Annotated in this window: 1 protein-coding gene and 1 pseudogene; one reads left to right on the forward strand and one right to left on the reverse strand. The window is 57.5% G+C overall.

Going from position 1 to position 2,522, the window contains the following annotated elements:
* Positions 1 to 89 precede the first annotated feature (89 nt).
* Positions 90 to 440 (forward strand): annotated as a pseudogene (locus tag ACFVFQ_RS38615) (transposase); the annotation flags it as partial.
* 152 nt (positions 441 to 592) lie between these two features.
* Here the strand turns inward: ACFVFQ_RS38615 and ACFVFQ_RS38620 are convergent.
* Entirely contained in the window at positions 593 to 1,981 is a 1,389-nt protein-coding gene (locus tag ACFVFQ_RS38620) for a hypothetical protein (protein WP_383425389.1), read from the reverse strand.
* Positions 1,982 to 2,522: the final 541 nt, after the last annotated feature.

The raw sequence follows: 2,522 nt of genomic DNA on the forward strand, positions 1-2,522 counted from the left end.
GGCTCTTCCGCCGAGCCCGCTGCAGCCCCAACCGACTGACGTCAATGACCAAAGCGGTCCTCACCCTGGAGCAGCACCGCTGAAGAAGCTCACTGGACCGGCTCGACGACCTCGGTCCGTCGCCCGACGGCATCACCGTGCACCTGGACGCCGGCTATGACTCAGACAAGACCCGCGCCCTCCTCAACGAACGCGGTCTGGATGGACGCATCGCACACAAAGGCGAGAAGGCGCCCATCCAGGCCAGTCAGCGATGGCGCGTGGAGCGCACTCACGCCTGGCAGAACGCCTTTCACCGCCTCGCCCATTGCTACGAGTGGCGCGCCACCGTCATCGACGCATTCTTCGACCTCGCCGACACAATCATCACCGTGCGTAGCCTGATTCGGCGGGCATGGACGACTCACCGCTGGGACGAACACCCGAACCGACGACCATGACCGCGTACGCCTATCCGCGCGACCTCTTATTCACGAGCCCGCCTTGGGTGCGCCGACAGGGCTGTGACCTGCGGCGACTCGAGGGCGGAGATCATTGTGAATAATCCTCCCTGGCTTACTAAATGCGGCAGCGTTGCTCTCGAGACGTTCAACTACTTCACGGGAATAATTTCAAGCTTCATTTTCGGGATGCTGCAGAAATCGCAAAGAACAGTATCGCTCTCTAGCCTGTAATGCTTCGTCTCGCCGTCGGCGTCAATACCAGCCTGCCTGGCCATTTTCTCCGTGTCGGAACTATTCCGCCTCACCATACCTGGCCACCACTTTGACTCCGATAGCGTTCCCTGAGTCCGATTGGTCCAGCTGAAGTCAAAGATACCGGACTTGTGCCCCTCGACACTGTATTTAATGCGATATTCTGTGAAGCCAGGATTGCGCTGGGATTTCACAGGTGGGCATTTTGTGCTAAATTCAGGAAAATACTTAGGGCTCTCGAAGATGCCAGTGTCGGGTTCATGAACCCCAGTTGCGGACAATTCGCAGTTGATTGGAGCAGTTCCCGTCCAGCGGAATTGGCCTTTCCTGTGGCCAATCTCGCCACTTCGACCGCTTGTAGCATCCGGCACTCCCGTGCGCGGCAGTACCCTGGATTTTACGACTGACAGTTCGGCGCGCTCGGGGTTGACAGAAGTGTCAGGCCTGTAGTCCTTACCTTGTTCGCATACCCGCTGCCCACCCTTGCCATTGTCGCACTGAAGGAGCCATCCCATTTTCACGACGACGTCGGATACCTTGTTCGCCGCCATAAGGCGTGGCCTGGTTTCCCCCTTCGCCTTCCGCCATTCGTCGGATACCGTCTTAACCTTATAAAATACAGGGCGAGCCTCGATCGCAACCCCTTGCCTGGGGATGATCTTTAGCTTATCGCTGACGCTAAAGGAAACCCTTTCCGTCATAGTGACCGAGGAGGCTGCATTCTCGTTGAATCCGAGCAACTGGAGGGCGGAGGCATCCTTTGAAATGTCTGGATCCTTATTTTTCAACGCGTTCGCGGTGACATTCACCACGGTGCCGAGTATGGATTTGAGGATTTCTCGATTTAGGCCCTCTCCGCCGCGACTCTGAGGGATCTCCTGTCGCGATTCATTAGATTTCGAGTGGTCAAGAGTGAGTTCTCGCGCCCCACCCTCCACATGCAACGGAATTCCGGCATCTTCAATGTAGATGCCGTTCTCTTGATAGAACGGCAAAGGCACCGAATACGTCAATCCGTCGTCAGGGATCTTAGATGGATCGGCATAAGATCCCGAACCTACTCCGTTGGCGTAAAGTGAGAATTTAGTATCGTCTTTATCCTGTGCCATTGCTGGCGCTCCGGTTATCAGCGCGTCCAGTCCCGCTGCTCCAACGAGTACGACGGCGGCGCCGCGGCCAGCCATCCACCTGAATCGGAATCGCTGACGGCCTCGCACGGAAGGCCGGTCACGCAGTCGACCCTTCGGTGAAGTATCAGGTGTGCTGGCTACCTCATTACCATCCATGGCGCGTTCCTTCTGTGTGGACAATTAAGGCAGCGACCGCGTGGTGACGATTTAAGGAATCGGCCACCATCTCCCCGCCGCCCGACTGAATGTCAGCAATGTCGGACTTTAGCAGAAATGGAATCATTTAACACGCAACGAAAGGAGGCGTGCGCTGGAGGCGCCGCCCTCGAGTAGGTCGGCGACCCGGGAAGCGAGCACGCCGCGGGCGGCGTCCTCCGCGTCTATGCTCGTTGACAGGCAGTGTTGCGACGACTCCTTGAACTCGGGCAGTACACATCCATCAAGCTCACAACTTAGCTAATGTGAGCGGGAGTTGAGGCGTCCATGGGTTCTGTCGGGGACTCGTACGGCTGTCGGTCTTTTCGCACCGGATCCCGCAAGGATTGGCTAGCCCCGGCTGAGGCGGTCTGACTCTTGCTTACGACGTGGTGTACGACATCTGCCACGGCAGCTGTAGTTCTTGGTTGATGGGGTGTTGGTGCAGGTCAAGTCGTTGCTGTGGCGGTGGTGTTGTTCCATTTGCGGTGGGCTTCGGCGG

Origin of the sequence: Streptomyces sp. NPDC057743, from assembly GCF_042798755.1 — a bacterium.
In the GTDB taxonomy this organism is placed as follows: domain Bacteria; phylum Actinomycetota; class Actinomycetes; order Streptomycetales; family Streptomycetaceae; genus Streptomyces.